The following is a 16,817-nucleotide window of genomic DNA, read 5'->3' on the forward strand; positions in this document are numbered from 1 at the left end:
CGTGCACCTTTTGTGGAAACTGCCGCAATCGCCACCCGCCCCTTCACGCCATCGCCGTCCCCGCAGACACACTTTTCTCATCTGCGTACGGCCATTTACATGCTGTTTGCCACTTCGTTAGTCTGCGCTGACGCTCCCGTTGACCGCGCTGTCACTTCCGCGCACCAGCGAAGTTCTTCAACTCAGGCGACTGCGCGAACAGCTTCGCCGAGAAATCGTCGAGGTGCAGCAGTTCTTGGAAAGTGAAGTGGACGATTCTGTACCCTAATCCGAGGAGCCTGTTCTGCTGTTCTCCCTCGCTGCGCAAGAGGCCGGCTCCCATCAGCGCGTACTTTTCGCTGCCGTCAACAGCAATGATTGTGCGGGTTTCTCGATGTAGAAAGTCCACCCGGGCGATGAACCCTCGTTCGTCATCGATCCTCACCTGCTGTTCGACTCCCGTCAGCCGCAGTGCTTTGAAGTTCAACGAGCAATAGCTTTCAGCGATGCTCTCGGACACTGGGCTCAGCGACTCGGCCATGCTCTGCGCCGTCACATGCCCTTTTCTGAGTCTTCCGACTGCTGGCAGGAAATACTCGTCTATATGCTTCTGCCCCAGCTCACGGAACTTCTGCGAATAGCCGAAACGTGGATTGAATCCCGGAGTCGTTCGAATCACCGACTGCCGCAGCACCCACTCCATCCCAGCGAACGCCGTTGGCTGACCTCGAATCCCAATCAGATCCAGACTCGTGCGAATCGCCGAGGTGGCTCGCAGGCGACCGAATTCAGTTCGGTCCTCATCATCGAGGGAAGACCGAGATCGGACGATTTCGTTTGATCGGGAGTTGCTGCTCGGATGCACCACCGTAATAGGTCCCTCGGGTTCCTTATAGAGGGGGATGCCATGGAGGAAAGCTGCCGAGATGCCGGAAATTGTGTCATCGGGCCGGTAGCGACGATAGCTGCGAACCGTCAGCGCGCGCAGGACATTCTGATACTTGAAGTCATGTTGCAGGTCAGCCGAAGACTTTCCGGCGTGGAATTCGACCCAGTCTCGGTCGTCGATGAACGCGGCGATACGCCGATGAGCAGGCACTCGACAGTTCCGAATGATCGAATACACTCCAGCACAGAGTCTGAGTAGGCAACAGCTCAAAGCCTGTTTGATCGTGCGGGAAGCGATCCCAGCGGCAATGAACTCTTGGCGATAGACAACGTTCTTCATATAGTGAGTCTGTGCGACGTCCTACCTCTAGACGAGCCTTCAGGCCGGCCCTGTGTAAATGAAACAGTTATCCACTGGCCTCCAGTGGTCGAGTGGCCGGGAAATCCACAGGCGTGTGACGTCGAGTGTCAGCTCCAGGCCGGCTCGCCGGTCGTCAAAAATGCACCAGCGCAGTCAGGCAATTCCACATATAGGGGCAGCGTTATGCCAGATCGCGCGCCGTGACATTATGCGACGGTCCACAGACTTGAGCGTTCGAGTCGGCCTCCTGATGCGAACCTGTCGTTGGCCACACGTATGTATTCGGTGAAGCCAAGCATCACGTTCCGTGCGCATGTCACCACTTTCCGTACGCGTGTCACTTCTTCAGCCGCGCCTCTGCGTCACATCCAGTGCCTGACACCAGTCTGCGTCCTGATGGATTGGACGAACTGTGATTTGGCGGGCCTGGTCACCGAATGGACCCAGATCCGCCCGGCCTCACCACTCGCACGCACTGATGAGCGCCCCGCGTCTCATTCAAACCCATGCGAGTCCTGCCTGATGCTGACTTGCAGCGGGTCGAAACGTCAGGTCATCACTGCGACCTGACCGCGATCAGTTTTGACTGGGCCATCCCCGCCTGGCCGAATGTCGAAGTCGAAGATCTCCGTCGGCAGGAACAGTGAGCAGCACGCATTCGGAATGTCGACCACAGAACTCAACCTCCCCTGGATCGGCGCAGTGCCCAAGATGAGGTACGCCTGTTCGCCGGTATAGCCCCACTTCTTGAGGTACTCGATAGCGTTGAGACAGGCGTTCCGGTACGCTTCGGTCGCATCCATGTACAGGTTCGTATCGTCTCTGTGATCGACCGAGATTCCCGTGAACGTCAGCCACTCAGAGTACGTCGGTTCCACGCGGCTGGGCTGGAATATGGGGTTGTGGGTTACCCCGTACGTCTCCATTCCTCCCTTGATCACCTCGAAGTTCAGATCGATGAATCCGCCCATTTCGATAGCTCCACAGAAGTTGATCTCACCATCTCCCTGGCTGAAGTGCAGATCACCGACCGAGTACTTCGCGCCGTCCACGTACACCGGGTAGTACACGCGGGAACCTCGGGTGAGGTTCATGACGTCCATATTGCCGCCGTGTTCGCGAGGAGGAACCGTCCGCGCGCCCTCCTGCGCGACCCGTTCCGCAATCTCGGCGTCGGCTGTTCCCGCCAGCGCCGAGGCGACCGTGGGCGGAATCGCCAACGGAGGCACCCGCTCGGGTTCGTATTAATCAGCGCCTGCTCACGTTTGTTCCACCGCGACAGCAGCTCAGGCGAGGGAGCCGTTCCGGCAAGTCCCGGGTGTTGGATTCCCGTATATCGAACTCCGGGGATGTGGCGTGAGGTGCATTCCTGCCCGCGGAAGTCCCACACGGCTTTGTACGCGCCGGGGAAGTAGTCGGTGAGGAAACCTCCGCCGTTGACTTTCGCAAAGATGCCCGAGTACCCCCAACCCTCGCCGCAGTTGTCACCCGGAGTCTGAGTGGCAGGTCCGAGATCGACGATGTCGACGACGAGCAGGTCTCCCGGTTCAGCACCTTCGATGTCGAACGGACCCGACAGCATGTGGTTATGGTCGAGATCGACATCCCGGACATCATTTGCCGAGTCATTGTTGCCGATCTGTCCGTCAGTCCATTCCTTGCTATCGATGCGGACGAGACTTCCCGGCTTGATGGTTGCGGCAGATGGAATATCAGGATGCCAACGATTATGGCCGGGGACTGCTTGATCGCGCATCGACTTGTCGTGATCGACACTGAACACAACTTCAGGCATTGCTTTGCTCCTTTGATAGAGAGAACAACTGTGTCTACGGGTCAGTTTGGGATAAGTCCATCAGGATTTCGCCACAGGTGAGAGTCCACATCGGCTATCAGAGGACGCAGCACCCTGCAGTCACCTCATGGCCACGCGTCCAGTTCCGGTAACACCACGCGCGGGTGGAATACTGCGGGTGACTTGCGGAGCTTCGGCGCTGCGTTCGGATTGAGCTACTGCTCGGTCAAGCGAAGGGTTCAACTCACTCAGATGAGGAACCTCATAACTCCTGCGACTCTGTTCATCGCAGGTTGGACAGTCTCCAGGAAGAGAACTCTGAGACATCGGACGGAAGAGGGAAAACGGCCCGCATCGGGTGCAGGCATACGAGTATGTCGGCATTGGGCACCTCCATGTGCTTTCAATCACAATAGTTTCACTTGAAAACAATAGTCAAGAGGCGGCCCTCCTGCCGATACGCAGTCAGTCGCTAGCGCAGAGCACGATTGCGCTGCTGGAAAGTGGTGAGAACATCGAAGTCTGCCCACTCAGCCTGGGCCAGGTGGATCTGCTGATGCACGTGGCCGCCTCGGAACTCCAGACTTCCGCGGGGGCTCTCGTATCCGAACCCGTCCGTCACCGTGAAGATGTCGCCCAGCTCGGTGCTGCCGGCGGCAGTGATCAACTCGGCCAACAGGGTGATACCTTCAAGGCAAGACTCTGCCTGGTTGTTCAGCGGCGGTGCGGCAGCGCCGAATTCGGACGCATATGCTCCGACAAGGTCCAATGAACTCTCCGTGGTCAAAGATCGGAAGTATCCGGCGGCCACGTACATGTTCTCGCAGGCTCCTCCGCCTGAGGCCAAAAGCATGTTCTCTTCCATCAGGGGTGCAAACCTCACCAAATGCCGCTGCAGGCCTCGTGCGAAGAACTCGCGGTTGAACTCCACGGCATCCTGCCCGACAAGGAGCATCAGCACGCCGTCGCCGGATGTCGAGGCCTCCAACTCGTCGAGAACGGAGCTGTAATCAGCATGTCCGAAACGAATGAAACTCGTTGAGAGCACGTCCAGGTCGAGGTCGCGCGCGAAATCCTGTGCGGCTCGGGCGGATCTCTTCGGCCAGACGTAGTCTGAGCCGACGATATGCCAGCGCCTCAATCCCAGCTCAGCACGAAACCACTCCAACGCCGGAGCAATCTGCCTCTCGGGAGTTTCGCCAGTGCAGAAGACCCCTGGTTCACGCTCCCCGCCTTCATACAGCGGAGTATAGACGTAGGGGATCCTCCCTGTCGTCACCGGAGTCAGTGCTTCTCGAACCGACGAGATGTGCCACCCGGTGAGTGCATCGATCTGCCCACCATCAATGAGGCGGCCCACCTCAGCCGCCACTAGTGCAGGTGGCGCTCCCGCATCGATGATCTCCAGTTCGATCTGCCGACCGATCACTCCCGATGCAGCATTCGACTGCCGCGCATACAGCTCAGCCACCGCTTCACAGGATGGCCCGAAAATACCTCCGGGGCCTTGCAGCGGAATGGCCAACCCCACCTTCAGCACGTGACCAGACCGAGCCTCGTGAAATGCAGGCATCCGCCCCACGTCGCCTCCTCGCGTCATCGGAGATGGTACTTTCATATGAAAGGATTGCTTCTCAATCTAGGGCGATCGGACAGAAAAGGAAAGATCTCGTGGACTCAGAACTTATTGAACACACCTCCACGGGTGCAAACATGCGCCTTCTGTCGCGCTCCGCGAATGCAGTCGAACGTCATATTCTGGCCGCACTGTCTGACACGGATCTGTCCTTGGACCAATGGCGAGTGCTCGAGGCCCTGTACGAATTCGACGGCTGCACAATGTCCGTTCTTGCCGATGCTGTCGGCACAAGCAGTGCCACACTCACTCGTGTCGTCGACCGACTGGTCACGCGCTCATTGGTGTATCGGACAAGCGACGCTGCCGATCGACGGCGAGTATTGGTCCGCCTAGCACAACGCGGCATCCGCCAGGTCGACGAACTCCGACCGTCAGTCGACCAAGCTGAAGACCATCTGCTTGCAGAGCTCTCCCCATCCGAGAAAGCTCAGCTGACGGAACTGCTTTCCCGCATCTTCACTCATCCCGGCCCCACCTCAGCTTGAGAAACGCCCGCTGTTGGGCTCCACAACGGTAAGGCGCACTCAAATCCCGCACCCGAAGCCACATCCGACAATTCTGGCCATCACATTTAGTGCGCGGGCGACCACATTTCTTGCACGCGCAATCACAATAAGTGCACCACCGAACACATTTGGTGCCTGGCATCTGTTCGCGTCCTGATGGTTTGGACGAGATCTGTTTTGGAAGTCCGGGCGGCCACCTGCCCGCTGTGCTGAATCCACCCGGTATGAAGCCCGCGCCGCCCGCGACGCGTCAGAAATACACCGCCAAGGGTCCGCGGGGACCGTCGATGACATCGACCGGGGTGTCGAACACCCTGGACAGCACCTCTCCGGTCATGATCTCCTCAGGTGTGCCGAACTCGGTGACGGCGCCGTCCTTGACCGCACAGATGTGGTCGGCGTAGTGACCGGCGAAGTTGATGTCATGGAGAACGATGACGATGGTCCTCCCCATCTCGGCGGCGGCCCGGTGCAGATGCTGCATCATCTGCACCGACCTCTTCATGTCGAGGTTGTTGAGCGGCTCGTCGAGCAGAACGTAGTCTGTGTCCTGCGCCAACACCATTGCCACATAGGCGCGCTGCCGCTGGCCGCCGGAGAGCTCGTCGATGAACCGATTCTCCAGCTCACCGAGTTCGAGGAAGTCGATCGCCTGCGAAATGACCTCCTCATCGGCGGTCGTCAGTCGCCCCTTCGAATGCGGGAACCGTCCGAAGCCGACGAGCTGGCGGACCGTCAGCCGAGTGATGAAGTGGTTCTCCTGCCGCAGAATGGACACGATCTTCGCGAGATCTTTCGACTTCGTCGAGCTGATGTCATAGCCGGCTATCGATATCGCACCGGAATCCATCCCGAGCAGCCGCCCGATCATCGTCAGCAGCGTCGACTTACCGGCACCGTTCGGCCCGACCAGAGCAGTGACGCCCCCCGCCGGGATCTGCAGATCGACGGGCCCGATCGACACTTCGTCGTCGTAGGATTTGCGGACCGATTCGAGCGTGATCACAGGCGCCCCTTTCTCAGGATGACGAGCAGGAAGGCGCCGCCGCCGACGATCTCGATGATGATCGACACGACCCCCTCGGCGTAGAAGATGTTCTTCATGACGAAGTACGCCCCGCCGAGAACGACGAATCCGATGAGCGCGGCCATCGGGAAGAGACGCTTGTGGTCGTAGGTGTCGGCGAACTGGTAAGCGAGCATCGCGACGAGGAAACCGAGGAAGACCATCGGTCCGATCATCGACACGGACACCGCCATGAGGATGGAGACGAAGAAGAGGACCTTGAGCAGTTCGCCCTTGAAGTTGAGCCCCAGGTTGCTCGTCATGTCCCGCCCCAGAGCCATCACATTCAGCCGCAAGGAACAGAGGTAGAGCCCGAGGCAGGCCAGCACGCACAGCGGGATCGACACCGGCAGGTAGCTCGAGTCCGAATTCGAGATCGACCCGAAAAGCCGAGCGGAGAGGACGTCGAACTCACTCGGGGTCAGCGTCCGCTGCATGAACGTCGCAACCGAGCCGAGCCCACCGCCGATGACGACGCCGATGAGCAGCATGAGCGCCACCGAGGAATGCCGTCCGGACAGCAGCCACCCGTAGAGCGCCAGTGACAGCCCGACCATGAGAACCAGTTGAACGACGAAGGGAACGAGCCCCTTGAGTTCGACGATCGCGGTGACCCCGAAGAAGTACATCGCCGAGGTCTGGATCGCCACGTAGAGGGATTCGAATCCCATGATCGAGGGAGTGATGATCCGGTTGTTCGTCACCGTCTGGAAGGCGACCGTGCCGAATGACTGACACAGCGCCACCATGGCGATGACGACGAGGTTCGTCAGCCGCAGCTTCGCGATCCGCCAGAACCCCGGGTCCGTGATCGGCATCGGGTTGTCCCAGGCCAGGATGCCCAGAGCGATCCCCGCCGAGGCGAGCGCCAGCACGATGATCATCGTCCAGTAGCGACGCACCGAGTTCACCGTCGGCAGCGGTCCGGACGACCGATGAACAGGGGCAGACCGTCGCCGAGGCGGCTGACCGTCCCGGATGTGTGTGGACTTCCGAATGCCCTCGCTCAGGCGGGCACTCAGGTTGGGGGCCGCCTCGCTGCCGGTCACGGTCGATTCGGTTTCGTCGTTTGCGCGCATCCGAACTCACCCAACCTTTCGCTGACGCAGCAGCAGAGCGACGAACACGGGCGCGCCGACGACGCCGAGGATGAGGGAGACGGGCACTTCGAAGGGCATGACGATGATCCTGCCGATGAGGTCGCAGATGGTGACGATCGCGATGCCGAGCAGGCACACCCAGGGCAGGTTCGAGCGCAGGTCGTCGCCGCGGATGAGCGAGACGATGTTCGGCACGATGAGGCCGAGGAACGGCAGGTTGCCGACGACGACGGTGACGACTCCGGTCGCGATGGCCACGAATACGGTGCCCAGCAGGACGATCTGGTTGTAGTTGAGTCCGACGTTGGTCGCGATCTCCTTGCCGAGACCTGCGACTGTGAACCGGTCGGCAAGGACGAAGATGGCCACGACGACTGCCGCGACGATCCACAGCGTCTCGTACTGGCCGCGCAGGATCGAGGTGAAGCTGCCGGCGAACCAGATGCCCAGGGACTGCAGCATGTCCGTCTGCACCGCGATGAACGTCGAGACGGCGCCGACGACGGCGCCGAGCATGATGCCGACGATGGGCACGATGAGCGAGGATTTCAGCGAGACGCGGCGGAGGAAGACGAAGAAGACCAGTGTGCCGATGAACGCCGCGATGATCGCACCGACCATCCGTGCCACAATCGAGGCGTCGGGGTAGATGATGACGGTGAGCATGAGGCCGAGCCCCGCCCATTCCGTGGTGCCCGTCGTCGTCGGTTCGACGAAGCGGTTCTGGGTCAGCAGCTGCATGACCAGTCCGCACATCGCCATGGCGGCGCCGGCCAGGACGAGGGCGATCGTGCGCGGGATCCGCGTGATCTGGAACATCTCGGCCCCGCCGTCACCGCCGAAGACGTCGTAGACGCCGGTGAGCAGCGAGACCGCGAGGAGGATGGCGACCCCGACGATGCCCAGCAGAAGCGGCCACCCGAACAGGGGCGCCTTCGCCGAGGCGGCCCCGCGTGGGGCCTGCCCCGTCCGGTCACGTCGGGCTTCGCTCCGACGTCGGGCCGCCTCGGCGAGGGTCATCACTTCTGATCTTCGAGTGTGTCGGCGAAGTCGTTGAAGAACTCGGTGTACGTCTGGATGCCTTCGTTGAGGTAGGTATCCTCGGGGAAGTAGACGATCTTGTCGTCCTTGATCGCAGGCACGTCTTTGAGAGCTTCGGAGTCTTCGAGGACTTCGGCGGCGGGGGCCGAGCCTTCGTCACGATCTTCGGGTGCGAAGGAGGCGTCGCGGTCGAGGACGATCATGAGGTCCGGGTTCGACTTCGCGATGGCTTCGACGGAGATGTCGTCTCCCTGGTGGTCCTCGCTGCCCTTGTCGACTTCGAGGGCCGGGGCGAGGTCGAGGATGTCGAAGACGGGGCCGACGGTGCGGCCGACAGATGGTGCGGCGTAGCCGATGTCGCCGGCCGAGGTGATCAGGCCCATGGCTTTGTCACTGTCGTCGTATGCCGCTTGAGCGCGATCGATGGAGGCGTCGAAGTCGTCGACGAGCTTCTTCGCTTCATCCTGTTTGCCGAAGACCTCGCCGAGCACCTCGGTCTGACGGCGCAGCTCGGCGTCGAAGTCCTCATCGTCGCGGGGATCGAGTTCGAGCACAGTTGCGTCGGGGGCTAGCTTGGCCAGATCGTCGTGGAACTGGGCGAATCGCTGACCATTGACGATGAGGTCGGGCTTCGCTTCGACGACCTTCTCGAGGTCGGGTTCGCGGTGGTTGCCCAGGTCGAGGATCGAATCGTCCTGCGCGTAGTCGAGGTCCTCGCTCATCAGGGAGACGGCGCCGCCGCTGAGTTCGATGCCCCAGTCGCTGAGCGTCTGGAACGTACGGTTGTCGGTGGCGACGACGGATTTCGGAGGCGAGGCGACGGTCTGCTTGCCGTTGTTGTCCTCGACCTCGATGGTGGAGCCGGAGTCATCGGCCTTCGCCGAATCGGAGTCTGCAGAGCCGCAGCCGGCCAGAGTGAGAGCGACGACGCCTGCCAGGGCGCTCAGTTGAAGGCGAGTCGAAACCATAGGGTCCCACTTTCAGAAATGAACGTATAAGAAAAGCGTGTGCGCACACTGAAAGTAAGCTTAGCCTATGCTTCAAAAATAAAGTCAAAGAAGTGTGACGTTATCTGCATCACACTTGAAGTGGGACCCTCGAAGCTAACCCGGGGTCAGATCGCATGGACCTGGAGTCAGATCGCGGCGATGAGGCGGTCGACTTCCTCCTGGGTATCAGCAGCGGCGGTCGGGCCGCCGGATCCTCCGCGGCTGACCTTGAGTCCGGCTTCTTCGACGATCACGGCCCCACCGGCGTAGTCGTAGATGCCCAGGCCACGCTCGGCGTAGCCGTTGACCCGGCCTTCGGCGACCATGCACAGGTCGAGCGCGGCCGATCCGCAGCGGCGGATGTCGTCATAGCCGGTCATGAGGTCTTCGAGTTTGGCTAACTGGACGCCGCGGTTGCTCAGGGCGTAAGCGAATCCCGTGGCCAGGAGCCTTCCGGACAGCCCGGGTGGAGTGCCGCGCAGCCGTCGTGACGGAATGGCAGCGCTGTTCCCTCGATGGTCAGCCAAGCGTCCGTTGATGCGAAAGGCGCCGCGTCCCGCAGCTGCCAACCATGTGGCGTCGAGTCCGGGCGAGGCGACGAGACCGATCTGCCAGTCGCCTTGCCCGAGGCCGACGTCTTTGTCATCTGCGGCCTCGCAGACGCCCACGGAGAACGCGTGGTGTTCGATGTTGCGGACATAGTTGACGGTGCCGTCGATCGGGTCGACATGCCATTCCAGGCGAGGACCTGCGTCCACCTCTCCGGCGCCCACCCCTGGGGAGCCGGGCGTTCCAGCACCCGGCTCATCGTCGCCGAGCCCCAGGAGTCGTCCCGACTCCTGGTCGAAGGCGTGGAGTTTGAGCAGGAAGTCCGTCGGGAAGAATTCGACCGGATCCAGGGCCTCAGATCCTTCTTCGCCGACCACGACGTCATGGGGTCTGACTCGATTGAGGTAGCCGCGCACGAGCGCTTCGATCTGAGCATCTGCGCGGGTGACGAGGTCATTCGGCGAGGTCTTCGTATCGACGATCCTGGCGTCGAGGCTCGCGCCGAGCAGGGACTTCCACGCGAGCATCTGCTCCCATGCCATGAGCGAGAGGTCTGAGGCGATGCGGATCAGAGGAAAGTCGACGATCTCAGCGGGCAGCGATTCGAGCTCGGAGTTCATACGGCCACTCTAGACAACCCTTTGCACCCCTCGTCCGAGTGTCCGCAAGCGGAAACCTGCGCAATCACACAGCCAACTGCGAACGGCCCTGGTCCGCATCCTGTGTAACAAGACTGCAATACACCGGCGAATATGTACTTCTTGTATCTAAGCCACCCAGGGAGGTCAGGGGCTCCGATCGCGCGACTATTCTCACTCTTCTGAAACGCACCTGCGGTTGCCGTCACGACACCTCGGCTCAGGCGATTTCACAAACAGTCGATGAGGTGAAATCTTGAAGCAATTCCCACACCTCGAGCTGAATTCGCTTCCAGGATTTGTCCGCCCATCAACCGCATTGTCTCCGGAACGGAAATCCGGCATCCGGTGTCTTGAGGAATCAGTCACGAAACAGTCAGAAAACGCCCATGAATCGCACCAGAGTGGTGATCCATATCGAATATGGATCACCACCCTGGTATCTGCGTGGGAAGAATGGACGCAGAGGAGACCGGCGAATGTCGTCTTGCCCCTGCGATTCCTGGGATCAGCCTGGGTCGGAGACTCCGGTCTTCGGCTCGCTGCGCTTGACCGGTCCGTGCCTGCGAACGATCTCCTGGACGGCCTGCGATGAGGTGCCCGCCGCCTCGGCGATCGCACCGAAGGTCGCACCTTCTTCACGTGCACGAAGAATCGCCATCACATAGTCGGTGTTGATTTTCGAACGCTGCCGCGCGACCTTTCGGACGACGCCGACTAATGCAGTCTGATCAACTGTCAATTCACGAGCTCGACGAGACATGTTCTCTTCCCTTGCATTCGTGTAGTGGCCCGTTGCCACGAATTGGTGTAGTCCCATTAGATACCACGAATATGTCAAGACGCCAAGAATTCCCGGATATAGGAACTCAGGCTACTGTGCAGCACCGTTCTGAGCACGTATGATAACGAACGTATAACGCTCCAAGGGTCTCGAAGATGGCTCTCGCTCGCAACTCCACGTCGTGGAAGGTATCGATGTTCCGGCAACCCAAGTGGCACAATGCGGACATGACGACTATGGCCCATCCCACTGGAGCGAATCGGGCGACCGTCGACGAAGACGAGTCCCAGACAGCGCTTTCCACCGCTCTTGCCGAAGAATTCCGCGCAGCGGGCATCCGTGATTTCAGCATCGACGACACCGACCGTGCCGCGTACTCCTCCGACGCCTCGCTCTTCCGACTCGTCCCCGCCGCCATCGTCTTCCCTCACGATGAAGAAGAGGTGGCGCGAGTCCTGTCCGTTGCGCGCCGCTTCGGGGTGCCCGTCACCAGCCGCGGCGCCGGCACCTCGATCGCCGGAAACGCCATCGGTCGCGGCATCGTCTTCGACTTCTCCCTCCATATGAATGCGGTCCTCGACCTCGACCCGGACGAGCAGTCGGCTTGGGTGCAGTCCGGTTGCGTCCATGCACACCTGCAGAAACAGGCCAAACCGCACGGTCTGCGCTTCGGCCCGGACCCCTCTACTCACACTCGTTGCACGATCGGCGGAATGATCGGCAACAATGCCTGCGGCCCACGGGCATTGGGCTATGGACGCACGGGAGACAACATCCTGGCGCTGAAGGTCATGCTCATCGACGGCACAATCGTCATCCTCGACGACTCGGACGCCTCCGCGACGTTCCCTCGGCTGCACGAACTCGTCGCACAGAATCTCGGCACCATCCGCACGAACTTCGGCACGTTCTCCCGCCAGGTCTCCGGGTATGGACTCGAGTCCCTGCTGCCGGAGAACGGTTTCGACGTCCGCCGGGCCTTCGCCGGCACTGAGGGCACCTGGGGAGTCATCCTCGCGGCGAAGATGCGCCTGGTCAAGGATCCGAGCTTCACCTCGGCGGTCGTACTCGGCTATGCGGACATGGTCGCCGCCGCCCACGACGCGCCGCTGCTGAAAGACTTTCCCGTCGCCGCCTGCGAGGGCCTCGATTCGCGCATGCTCGACCGGGTCATCGACACCAAGGGCGCCGAGGCGGTCCCACACTTGCCCGAGGGTGCGGGCTGGCTCGTCGTCGAACTCACTGGCGAGGACGAGACCGATCTGGATACGGAGACACAGCGGCTCATCACCGAATCGAATTCACTCGACTCCGCCGTCCTCGATGCCAAGGCGGCCGCCGAGGTGTGGTCGATCCGCGCCGATGGCGCCGGCCTGGTCTCACGCACCCCCGATGGGCGAGACGCCCACGCGGGGTGGGAGGATTCGGCGGTTCCGGTGGATCACCTCGGCGATTATCTGCATGACCTCATGGAGCTGCTCGATGAGCACGGGCTGTGGGCCATTCCCTATGGGCATTTCGGTGACGGCTGTCTGCACATGCGCGTGGACTTCCCGCTCGAGGACCCGAACGGTGGGCAGGTGATGCGCGATTTCATGGTCGCGGCTACGAAGCTCGTCGCCCGCTACGGTGGGTCGGTCTCCGGGGAACACGGGGACGGTCGGGCTCGTTCCGAACTGTTGCGGCTCATGTACACCCCGGCCGCGCTCGATCTGTTTGCCCAGGTCAAGCGGCTCTTCGATCCTCAGCATCTGCTCAATCCCGGTGTCATCGTCGATCCGGATGCCCTCGACGAGTCTGTCCGTCTGACTCAGCTGCCGCTGCGTCAGGAGCTGCCCGGAACCTTGGCGATGGCTTACGAGGGCGAGTCCGCGGGTTTCGCCTCGGCGGTGCACCGGTGCACCGGAGTCGGCAAGTGCCGTGCGGATTCGGCGGCCGGCGGCGGCATCATGTGCCCGTCGTACCAGGCCACCCGGGATGAGCGGCATTCGACGCGGGGCCGGGCCCGGGTGCTGCAGGAGATGGTGTCCGGGGATCTGCTCGAGCCGCGCTGGGACTCCCCCGAGGTCCACGAAGCCCTCGATCTGTGCCTGTCGTGCAAGGCGTGCGGGACCGAGTGCCCGACCGGCACGGACATGTCCACGTACAAGGCCGAGGTCCTGCACCAGTCCTATAAGGGCAGGCTGCGGCCGATGAAGCACTATTCGCTCGGCTTTCTCCCGCAGCTCGCACGCCTGATCACCCCGCTCGCGCCAGCCGTCAACCGGGTCTCCGGGCTGCCCGGGCTGACGACGCTGGCGAAGAAGATGGCCGGAATCGACGTCCGCCGTTCGATCCCGCAGTTCGCGTCCACGACCTTCCGGAAATGGTGGACCACCACCACCGAGGCGGCACCGCGGTCGCGCGCGAACGCCGAAGTCGTGCTGTTCGCCGATTCCTGGTCGAACCATTTCGCTCCGCGCATCCTCGCCGCGGCCGTCGCCGTGCTCGAGCAGGCCGGTGTGCGCGTGCGGGTGGTCGATCAGACCGTGTGCTGCGGCCTGCCGCTCATCTCCACCGGTCAGCTCGACGCTGCGAAGGCGAATCTGTCAGAGACGATCACCGCTCTCGATGCCACCGGCGATGTGCCGATCATCGGCGTCGAACCATCGTGCTTGGCCACGCTCAAGGACGATTCGCGCAAGCTCGTCGCCGATGAGGCCTCGAACCGAGTGGCCGACCGAGTGCAGACCCTTGCCCAATACTTACTGAGCATCGGCGCCGAACTGCCGGACCTGTCCGGAGCCGAAGCGCTCGTGCAGCCCCACTGCCACCAGTCGGCGATCTTCGGCAATGCCGCCGATAAGGAACTGCTGGCCAGGGCCGGAGCGAGCACGGAGTTCCTCGGCGGGTGCTGCGGTCTGGCCGGGAACTTCGGTGTCGAAGACGGTCATTTCGAGACCTCGGTCGCCGTCGCCGAGGTGGCTCTGCTGCCGGCTCTGCGCAAACGGGGACGGGTCACTGGCGTGGAGTCTCGGAATGGATCCGGTTCAGGAGCCTCTCCGGCTCGCGCGACGGAAGTCGGCGCAGATGCTTCGACGACCGGCGCGGTGGAGTCCGACGCAGGCGAGCGACTGCAGGTCGTTCTTGCCGACGGGTATTCGTGCCGCACCCAGATCACGGACCTCAGCGACGCCGAGGGCGTGTCGCTGGCCGAGCTCCTCGCGTGGGGATGGGGGCTGGAACCCCGGCGATGAGGCCAAGGTCAGGGCCGCCTCGGCGAGGTTCCGGGCCTTGCCATCGGCTTTGGTTTTGGCCGTCGATTCAGGTCTTGGCCGTCTTTTCAGGCCTTGGCCGTGAGGACCGGGACCTCGGCTTCGAGGAGGATGCGCTGTGCCTGCGAGCCGAGGATGAACTTCCCGATCGCCGAGCGTTTGCGCAGTCCGATGACGATGAGCTGGGCTTCGTATTCCACGGCAAGGTCGTTGAGCGTGCCGGGCAGATCGTCTTCGTGATCGGGTTGGAGCACCTCGACCTCGACGTCCGATTCCTTGCCGAGGTCGACGATCCGCTTGATCTCGTCCTCACCGATCTCGGTCGGGGCTCCACTGGCACCTCGTCGCTGTGAGTTGATCACGACGGCAGCGCTCGACCGCAGTTTGGCCTCTGCGAAACCCGCACGCAGAGCAGCCTCACCCTCGGGAGCGGGTAGGTAGCCAATGAGAATCGTCATGGCCCCCAGTATATGGACTCCCCGATGATTCGTTCACTTCGGGATCACGCAGCGGTCAGGTAGCAGCAACTCCCATTGCCCCAGAACTACGTGACGGCGGCCCAGCAACCTCGCGCGAGGTTGCTGGGCCGCCGTCAGGTAGCAATTGTTAGGCGACGAAGGCTTCCGTGGCCTTGGACACCCGGTCGACCAGATGGTCGGTGTAGGCCGGCATGGTGAGGAACTCGGCGAATTCCTCGCCCAGTGCCGTCTCGCGGAAGATCTCCACGGCCTCGTCGAAGTGGTCATCGGCACGGCGCTCCATGCCTGCCAGCTCCTCGCCGAGGTAGCGCTCAACCAGACGCGCGGTCAGCTGCTGACCGTTGTCCAGGGTCACCTCGTGGCGGATCCACTGCCAGATCTGCGAGCGGCAGATCTCGGCCGTCGACACGTCTTCGAGCTGGTTTTCCAGAGCCACATGCCCATTGCCGCCGAGCCATTCGTTCATGTATCCGATGGCCACGCGGATGTTCACCCGAACGCCCTCTTCGGTCACGACCGGTTCGAGGCCGGTGATGTCGAGGATGTTCTCACTGGTCACCTGCACATCGGGGCGCTTGTTCTCCAGCTGGTGCGGCTGCGATCCCAGAGCGGCGTCGAACACTGCCAGAGCGGCCGGAACCAGTGCCGGATCGGCCACCCAGGTGCCATCGAAGCCCTGCCAGGCCTCGCGGGCCTTGTCCTCACGCATGCGCTCGAACTCGGCGGCCACGAACCCCTGATCCGGGTGATCGGCCATGAGGTTGGACATGGTGCCGATCGCGTGTGCTCCGCGACGGTGGCAGGTGGCCACGAGACGGTCGGTGAAGGCCTTCATCAGCGGCAGGTCCATCGTCAGACGCTCGCGGTCGGGCAGAACGTACTCGGTGGTGTTGCGCAGGTTCTTCACCACGGAGAACAGGTAGTCCCAGCCGGCGGCTTCGAGTCCGGCGCAGTGCTCGCGCAACTCGAAGAGGATCTCCTCCATCTGGAACACTGCGGTGATCGTCTCGATATGAGCGGTGGCGCGGATGGTGCCCTTCTCGATGCCGAGCATATTCTGCGCGGTGACGAAGATCTTGTTCCACAGGCGTGCTTCCTGCGAGGACTCGAGCTTCGGCAGGTAGAAGTACGGGCCGGAGCCGTTGTCGATGAGGTAGCGGGCATTATGGAAGAAGTACAGACCGAAGTCGACCAGGGCACCGGAGGCCGAGAACTCGGCTCCGTTGTCATCGACGTAGATCAGGTGCTTCTCGGGCAGGTGCCAACCGCGGGGACGCAGTCCGATGGTCGGCTGATTGTCGTTGGTGATTCCGGGCAGCTGGCCGCGGATGGCGCGAAAGAGGTTGACCTGTCCGCCGATGACGTTGGCCCAGGTGGGGCTCGTGGCGTCTTCGAGGTCGGCCAGCCACACCTTGGCCTGCGAGTTCAGCGCTGCCACGACTTCGTCTTCGGTGACCGGGCCGGTGAGTTCCACACGGCGGTCTTCCAGGCCGGGCGCGCCGGCGGATCCTGCGACCGACCAGGAGCGGTCGGCACGGATGCGGGCGGTCTCAGGCTTGAAACGGGGGAGGGTTCCGCCGTTCATCTCGGCGGCTCGGGCCCGGCGCGTGCGCAGCACGTCGCAGATGGTGCCGGCGAACTCGTCGTGGAGCTTGGCGATGAACGTCAGAGCAGGCTCCGAAAGGACGGTGCCGAAGCCGGTTTCGAGCGGCGCGTTGATCTTGATGTAAGACATGGGCTTCTCCTCAC

The 16,817-nt window shown here is 62.1% G+C and carries 13 protein-coding genes and 1 pseudogene; 2 read left to right on the top strand and 12 right to left on the bottom strand.

Annotated features, from left to right (window positions below):
- Positions 1 to 151: 151 nt before the first annotated feature.
- The 4 genes and pseudogenes from BLU88_RS00640 to BLU88_RS00655 all read right to left on the bottom strand — a co-directional run bounded on the left by BLU88_RS00640 (position 152) and on the right by BLU88_RS00655 (position 4,596).
- A complete protein-coding gene (locus BLU88_RS00640; RefSeq protein WP_092009104.1) occupies positions 152 to 1,207 on the bottom strand; it encodes a hypothetical protein in 1,056 nt (351 codons plus the stop codon).
- A gap of 569 nt (positions 1,208 to 1,776) precedes the next feature.
- A pseudogene (fmdA, locus tag BLU88_RS00645) lies at positions 1,777 to 3,023 on the bottom strand (formamidase).
- Positions 3,024 to 3,143: 120 nt separating this feature from the next.
- Positions 3,144 to 3,407 carry an FmdB family zinc ribbon protein gene (locus BLU88_RS19090; protein ID WP_092009106.1) on the bottom strand — a complete coding sequence of 88 codons (264 nt, stop codon included), beginning with the start codon at positions 3,405 to 3,407 and terminating at the stop codon, positions 3,144 to 3,146.
- An 88-nt stretch (positions 3,408 to 3,495) separates the two neighbouring features.
- Positions 3,496 to 4,596: a substrate-binding domain-containing protein gene (locus tag BLU88_RS00655; RefSeq protein WP_092016976.1), complete on the bottom strand. Its 1,101-nt coding sequence runs from the start codon at positions 4,594 to 4,596 to the stop codon at positions 3,496 to 3,498.
- 98 nt (positions 4,597 to 4,694) lie between these two features.
- On the opposite strand from BLU88_RS00655, the gene BLU88_RS00660 reads away from it, so the two are divergent.
- Complete coding sequence (locus BLU88_RS00660) at positions 4,695 to 5,147, top strand: MarR family winged helix-turn-helix transcriptional regulator (protein ID WP_157688908.1); 453 nt, start codon at positions 4,695 to 4,697, stop codon at positions 5,145 to 5,147.
- A 271-nt stretch (positions 5,148 to 5,418) separates the two neighbouring features.
- Here the strand turns inward: BLU88_RS00660 and BLU88_RS00665 are convergent, their stop codons facing one another.
- The 6 genes from BLU88_RS00665 to BLU88_RS18255 all read right to left on the bottom strand — a co-directional run bounded on the left by BLU88_RS00665 (position 5,419) and on the right by BLU88_RS18255 (position 11,212).
- The gene (locus BLU88_RS00665; protein WP_092009108.1) at positions 5,419 to 6,174 is read right to left on the bottom strand and encodes an iron ABC transporter ATP-binding protein; all 756 of its coding nucleotides are present in this window, start codon (positions 6,172 to 6,174) and stop codon (positions 5,419 to 5,421) included.
- On the bottom strand, positions 6,171 to 7,313 hold the full coding sequence (locus BLU88_RS00670; RefSeq protein ID WP_092009110.1) for an iron chelate uptake ABC transporter family permease subunit: 1,143 nt from the start codon (positions 7,311 to 7,313) through the stop codon (positions 6,171 to 6,173). The genes BLU88_RS00665 and BLU88_RS00670 overlap by 4 nt, the downstream gene beginning before the upstream one ends.
- A gap of 6 nt (positions 7,314 to 7,319) precedes the next feature.
- Positions 7,320 to 8,354 (bottom strand): ABC transporter permease, encoded by a 1,035-nt coding sequence (locus BLU88_RS00675; protein ID WP_092009112.1) that lies wholly within the window; start codon positions 8,352 to 8,354, stop codon positions 7,320 to 7,322.
- Positions 8,354 to 9,343, bottom strand: a complete 990-nt coding sequence (locus tag BLU88_RS00680) for a siderophore ABC transporter substrate-binding protein (RefSeq protein ID WP_092009114.1) — start codon at positions 9,341 to 9,343, stop codon at positions 8,354 to 8,356. Before BLU88_RS00680 ends, BLU88_RS00675 begins: the two co-directional genes overlap by 1 nt.
- 167 nt (positions 9,344 to 9,510) lie before the next feature.
- On the bottom strand, positions 9,511 to 10,533 hold the full coding sequence (locus BLU88_RS00685) for an inositol monophosphatase family protein (RefSeq protein WP_092009116.1): 1,023 nt from the start codon (positions 10,531 to 10,533) through the stop codon (positions 9,511 to 9,513).
- Positions 10,534 to 11,059: 526 nt separating this feature from the next.
- The gene (locus BLU88_RS18255; protein WP_167356841.1) at positions 11,060 to 11,212 is read right to left on the bottom strand and encodes a hypothetical protein; all 153 of its coding nucleotides are present in this window, start codon (positions 11,210 to 11,212) and stop codon (positions 11,060 to 11,062) included.
- Between the two features lie 359 nt (positions 11,213 to 11,571).
- Here BLU88_RS18255 and BLU88_RS00695 point away from each other — a divergent pair, with 359 nt between their 5' ends.
- On the top strand, positions 11,572 to 14,571 hold the full coding sequence (locus BLU88_RS00695) for an FAD-binding and (Fe-S)-binding domain-containing protein (RefSeq protein ID WP_092016979.1): 3,000 nt from the start codon (positions 11,572 to 11,574) through the stop codon (positions 14,569 to 14,571).
- 86 nt (positions 14,572 to 14,657) lie between these two features.
- Here the strand turns inward: BLU88_RS00695 and BLU88_RS00700 are convergent, their stop codons facing one another.
- The gene (locus tag BLU88_RS00700; protein ID WP_092009121.1) at positions 14,658 to 15,047 is read right to left on the bottom strand and encodes a universal stress protein; all 390 of its coding nucleotides are present in this window, start codon (positions 15,045 to 15,047) and stop codon (positions 14,658 to 14,660) included.
- Positions 15,048 to 15,195: 148 nt separating this feature from the next.
- Complete coding sequence (gene aceB, locus BLU88_RS00705; RefSeq protein WP_092009123.1) at positions 15,196 to 16,803, bottom strand: malate synthase A; 1,608 nt, start codon at positions 16,801 to 16,803, stop codon at positions 15,196 to 15,198.
- Positions 16,804 to 16,817 lie beyond the last annotated feature (14 nt).

This window comes from Brevibacterium siliguriense (assembly GCF_900105315.1).
In the GTDB taxonomy this organism is placed as follows: domain Bacteria; phylum Actinomycetota; class Actinomycetes; order Actinomycetales; family Brevibacteriaceae; genus Brevibacterium; species Brevibacterium siliguriense.